Consider the following 4,958-nt stretch of genomic DNA (forward strand, 5'->3'; position numbering starts at 1 on the left):
AGAACGGATGGGCGCTGATATCAAGACGTCCGCCATCGAAATCAAAGCCCAAAATCCGCATCGCTTCCAGTCCCAGCTCGCGTTGTTCGGCGATCGGGAACGGGCCCTGCGGTGCAACCGGCGGGTGTAGGGACTGCTTTTCGACGACGCTGGTCAGTAGGGTCGGCAGCCAGGATTTGAGATCGGCAAACAAAACGTCAAGCCGCGCGCTGGTCATATCCGGTTCGAAAATATCCAGCAGGGCATCGTAGCGAGAGCCGCCTTTCGCCCCGGCGCGAATGGCGGCTTCTTCACGGCTCAGTTTCACCACCTCACGCAGGTTTTCGACGAAACCTTCCCAATCGTTCGCCGGGCGCTGGCTGCGCCAGGCGTGTTCGCAGCGGCTGCCCGCCAGTGATTTGGCCTCCACCAGACTTTCCGGCAGCAGCGCCGCCTGTTCGTACTGACGGGTCATTTCGCGCAGATTAGCCTGTTCGACGTCATTCAGGTTTTCCTGGCGTGCGTTGCGCAGCGCCTCAGCCACGCTCTTATCCGTCAGGATTTGATGCTGCAGCACGCCCAGTTCCGCCAGAGCCTCTCCTCGCGCGGCACTGCCACCTGGCGGCATCATGGCGAACATATCCCAGCCGGCGATCGCGCCGAGATGCGAGAAGCGAGAGAGACGCTGGAAAGTGCGGGTAAGCTGCTGATAGTTTTTGTTTTCAGTCATGTTTAGTTTGACCTGTTGCGAGTGAACGAAAGGTGTTGCCCGTTGACCTCTACACTATCCTGATCCGCGCCAATCTTCCACATGAGACGAAAGGCGCGCTATGCCACTGGATCCGCCGCACGATTGGGGCGTGACAGCCGATTGCGCCAGTTTTTCCGCCTGCCCAGAGACAGGATCGAAATATTGTCATATTTATGTGGCCAGAATAGCGGATTCTTGTTGAGCAAACGGCTAAACTTATCTGAGCGCATGCCGTAGTCAGGGGGTCATTATGAATCCGTTCACTATTCTGTTTATTGCACTGCTGTCTATTGATGCCGTCAGAGAATTATTGGGCGCTTCGTCGGTACTGGGCATGTGGTGAAAGACGTGGCCGTTGAAGGCCACGTGAAGAGAGATTATTTCAGACGTTTGTGCAGGCAAACGCCGGTCAGCAGTGCTGCCATTAGCATCAGCGCGATAAAGCCACCCACGCCGTTCCAGCCATAGTTATGCCAGAATACCCCACCTAATGTCCCCGCAATACTGGAACCGAGATAGTAGCTGAACAGGTACAGCGACGATGCCTGGCCGCGGGCGCGGCGTGCACGAGGACCAATCCAGCTGCTGGCTACCGAGTGGGCGGCAAAGAAACCGGCGGAGAACAGCAGCATGCCCGCAAAAATCAGCCACAGAGAGGAAAACAGGGTCAGCGTCAGCCCGCCCAGCATGACGGTGGTAAAAGCGAGCATCACCGGGCCCCGGCCATAGCGTGCGGTCATCGCCCCGGCCTTCGGTGAACTCCAGGTTCCTGTCAGATAAGCGACGGAAAGCAGGCCAACCACCGCCTGACTCAGTGACCATGGCGACATCATCAGACGATAGCCGATATAGTTGAACAGGGTGACAAAAGATCCCATCAGCAGGAATCCTTCGAGGAACAACAGCGGCAGTCCGCGATCGCGCCAATGCAAGTGCAGGTTAATCAACAGGGTTTTAGGGCGCAGCGAACTTGGGCGGAAGTGCCGCGATTCCGGCAGGATCCGCCAGAACATAATCGCCGAGGCCAGCGCAAAGCCGCTGATCACCGCTAGCGCGACGCGCCAGCCGAAAAAATCGGTGAAAACGCCGGTCAGCAGACGGCCGCTCATTCCGCCAATCGAGTTGCCGCTGATGTACAGCCCCATGGAGAAGGCGACGACGCTGGGGTGGATCTCCTCACTCAGATAGGTCATACCGACCGCCGCCACGCCACTTAACGACAGGCCAATCAGCGCTCGCATCATCAAAATGCCGTGCCAGCTCGCCATCATCGTAGACAGTAAAGAACAGCATGAGGCCAGCACCAGTGCGGTGACCATCACCTGTTTACGGCCGATAGCATCCGAAAGCGGGCCTGTAAACAGCAGGCCAACGGCGAGCATCGCGGTGGAAATCGACAGCGAAATGCTGCTGCTGGCGGGAGTCACGCCAAATTCGGCCGAGAGCACCGGCAGAATCGGCTGGACGCAGTAGAGCAGTGCGAAGGTGGCCAGACCGGCGGAGAAGAGGGCGAGAGTGACTCGAATAAACTGAGGGGTACCGCGCTTAATAAACTTATTTGGCTGGGATATAACATTGTCGCTGACCTCGCTTGCCGGCACGGTGTCAACGGTAGTTGTACGACTCACGGAACAATCCTTGCTGATAACACAGAGTTAGGAAACATCACAGATCACTTTTTAAGGGTATGAAAATGTAAATATTCTGTCTAATATATTAATAATCTCAAATAAGACTTTTTAAATATGAGTATTGAGCTACGTCATCTCCGCTACTTTATTGCCGTCGCCGAAGAACTCCATTTTGGCCGGGCGGCGGCTCGGCTGAACATCTCACAGCCGCCGTTAAGCCAGCAGATCCAGATACTTGAACAACAGATTGGCGCACGCCTCTTCGCCCGAACCAACCGCAGCGTGAGCCTGACGGCGGCGGGCCGACAGTTTCTTGCCGACAGCCGACACATCCTCAGCCTGGTCGACGATGCGGCGGCGCGCGCAAGCCGTCTGCATCACGGTGAAACCGGGGAACTGCACATCGGTTTTACCTCTTCCGCGCCGTTCATCAAGGCGGTTTCTGATACGCTCTCCACCTTTCGCCGGCGCTATCCGGACGTGCATATTCAGACCCGGGAAACCAATACCCGCGAACAGATTGTGCCGCTGAATGAAGGCGCCCTCGATCTGGGGCTGATGCGCAATACGCAACTGCCGGAGACGCTGGTCTGGGAGCGGGTACTGCGTGAGCCGCTGCTGGCGATGGTGCCGAGCGACCATCCGCTGGCGCGTCAGGAGGCAGTAAGCCTGGCCGAACTGGCCCGCGAGCCGTTTGTCTTTTTTGATCCGCACGTCGGAACCGGTCTGTATGACGACATTCTGGGGCTGATGCGGCGCTATGGTCAGACGCCGATGATCGCTCAGGAGGTGGGCGAGGCGATGACGATTATCGGCCTGGTGGCTTCCGGGCTGGGGGTGTCGATATTGCCGGCGTCGTTTAAGCGGGTGCAGCTCAACGAAATGCGCTGGCTGCCCATCAAAGAACAGGATGCGGTTTCGGAAATGTGGCTGGTGTGGTCGAAGCATCATGAACAAAGCCAGGCGGCGCAACGCTTTCGGGAATACCTTCTTGCTGCCGCCGTGGGGAGTAATTAAGACTAAAAACAGTCAAAAATGTGCGGTAAATCACAAGGCTAAGTAAAAATTTGACGAGTGCTACCCAAGTGCTTCACCATAGCTAAAAGTTTATTTCGAAGCGCGAAAATAAAGGGAGTCAATGGTGGTAGCGGACAGTCAGCCAGGCCATATCGATCAAATAAAGCAGACCAATGCCGGAGCGGTATATCGCCTGATTGATCAGCTTGGCCCGGTGTCGCGCATCGACCTTTCCCGTTTTGCGCAACTGGCACCGGCCAGCATTACTAAAATCGTGCGTGAAATGCTCGAAGCGCATCTGGTTCAGGAGACGGAAATTCAGGAGCCGGGAAGCCGCGGGCGTCCCGCCGTGGGTCTGATGGTCGAGACCGAGGCCTGGCACTATCTCTCTGTGCGAATAAGCCGCGGTGAAATTCACCTTGCGTTGCGCGATCTGAGCAGCAAGTTGGTGGTCGAGGAGCAGCTCGGGCTGGCGCTCCAGCATGAACAACCGTTCCTGACGCGCGTGGTTGAGCAGATCGATCAATTCTTTATCCGCCATCAAAAGAAACTGGAGCGTCTGACCGCCATCGCTGTTACCTTGCCGGGCATCATTGATACTGAAAATGGCGTTATTCACCGGATGCCATTTTATGACGAGGTCAAAGATCTGCCGCTTGGCGAGGTTCTGGCGAACCACACCGGCGTCTCGGTCTATATCCAGCACGATATCAGCGCATGGACGATGGCGGAGTCGCTGTTTGGCGCGTCCCGCGGGGCGCGGGACGTCATTCAGGTGGTGATTGATCATAATGTCGGCGCCGGCGTGATTACCGATGGTCGCCTGCTGCATGCGGGCAGCAGCAGCCTGGTCGAGATCGGTCATACTCAGGTCGATCCCTACGGCAAGCGATGCTACTGCGGCAACCACGGTTGCCTCGAGACGATCGCCAGCGTCGAAAGCGTGCTGGAGCTGGCCCAGGTGCGAATGACGAAATCAATGAGTTCGATGCTGCATCAGCAGCCGTTGAGCGTCGAGTGGCTGTGTCAGGCGGCGCTACAGGGCGATTTGCTGGCGCGGGATATTATCAGCGGCGTGGGCCAGCACGTCGGACGGATTCTGGCGATTATGGTCAATCTGTTCAACCCGCAAAAAATCCTCATTGGATCTCCGTTTAGTCTGGCGGCCGATATCTTATTCCCCGCCATTTCAGATTGTATTCGGCAACAATCTCTGCCTGCCTACAGTCGGCATATTACCGTTGAAAGCACGCAGTTTTCTAACCGTGGAACGATGGCCGGTGCAGCGCTGGTGAAGGATGCCCTCTATAACGGATCTCTGCTCATCCGACTGTTACAGGGTTAACATTTTTTCATAGTCACACCAAAAATTGCGCTATCTCAAGCTGGTCTCCGGCGATTTCACGTAGAATTTTCCCACAGTTTATTCCTTCTCTTCTGTATAAATCGTCAGCATAACTGTGGGGTTAATGATGTTTAAGCGTTTCTTTATAACAGGTACTGACACCTCTGTCGGGAAGACAGTGGTTTCTCGTGCGCTGTTGCAGGCACTGGCTGCCAGCGGCAAAAGCGTCGCGGGA

At 56.2% G+C, this 4,958-nt stretch carries 5 protein-coding genes and 1 pseudogene; 4 read left to right on the forward strand and 2 right to left on the reverse strand.

The features are described 5' to 3' along the window. Positions 1 to 709: pseudogene (locus tag ACZAHD_RS21535) on the reverse strand (carboxypeptidase M32); the annotation flags it as partial. A gap of 271 nt (positions 710 to 980) precedes the next feature. Here ACZAHD_RS21535 and ACZAHD_RS21540 point away from each other — a divergent pair. Further along, positions 981 to 1,073: a KPN_01571 family protein gene (locus tag ACZAHD_RS21540; RefSeq protein WP_416308799.1), complete on the forward strand. Its 93-nt coding sequence runs from the start codon at positions 981 to 983 to the stop codon at positions 1,071 to 1,073. Positions 1,074 to 1,107: 34 nt separating this feature from the next. Here ACZAHD_RS21540 and ACZAHD_RS21545 read toward each other — a convergent pair whose 3' ends face one another. After that, positions 1,108 to 2,358 (reverse strand): MFS transporter, encoded by a 1,251-nt coding sequence (locus tag ACZAHD_RS21545; protein ID WP_462458555.1) that lies wholly within the window; start codon positions 2,356 to 2,358, stop codon positions 1,108 to 1,110. Positions 2,359 to 2,475: 117 nt separating this feature from the next. Between ACZAHD_RS21545 and ACZAHD_RS21550 the strand changes: the two genes are divergently transcribed. The 3 genes from ACZAHD_RS21550 to ACZAHD_RS21560 all read left to right on the forward strand — a co-directional run. Further along, on the forward strand, positions 2,476 to 3,378 hold the full coding sequence (locus ACZAHD_RS21550; protein ID WP_462458556.1) for a LysR family transcriptional regulator: 903 nt from the start codon (positions 2,476 to 2,478) through the stop codon (positions 3,376 to 3,378). A 124-nt stretch (positions 3,379 to 3,502) separates the two neighbouring features. Continuing rightward, positions 3,503 to 4,723 carry a sugar metabolism global transcriptional regulator Mlc gene (gene mlc, locus ACZAHD_RS21555; RefSeq protein ID WP_462458557.1) on the forward strand — a complete coding sequence of 407 codons (1,221 nt, stop codon included), beginning with the start codon at positions 3,503 to 3,505 and terminating at the stop codon, positions 4,721 to 4,723. Positions 4,724 to 4,850: 127 nt separating this feature from the next. After that, the coding region (locus ACZAHD_RS21560; RefSeq protein ID WP_462458558.1) for an AAA family ATPase at positions 4,851 to 4,958 on the forward strand (108 nt) is incomplete at its 3' end.

The sequence above is a fragment of the Raoultella sp. genome (assembly GCF_039594335.1).
Lineage (GTDB): Bacteria > Pseudomonadota > Gammaproteobacteria > Enterobacterales > Enterobacteriaceae > Klebsiella.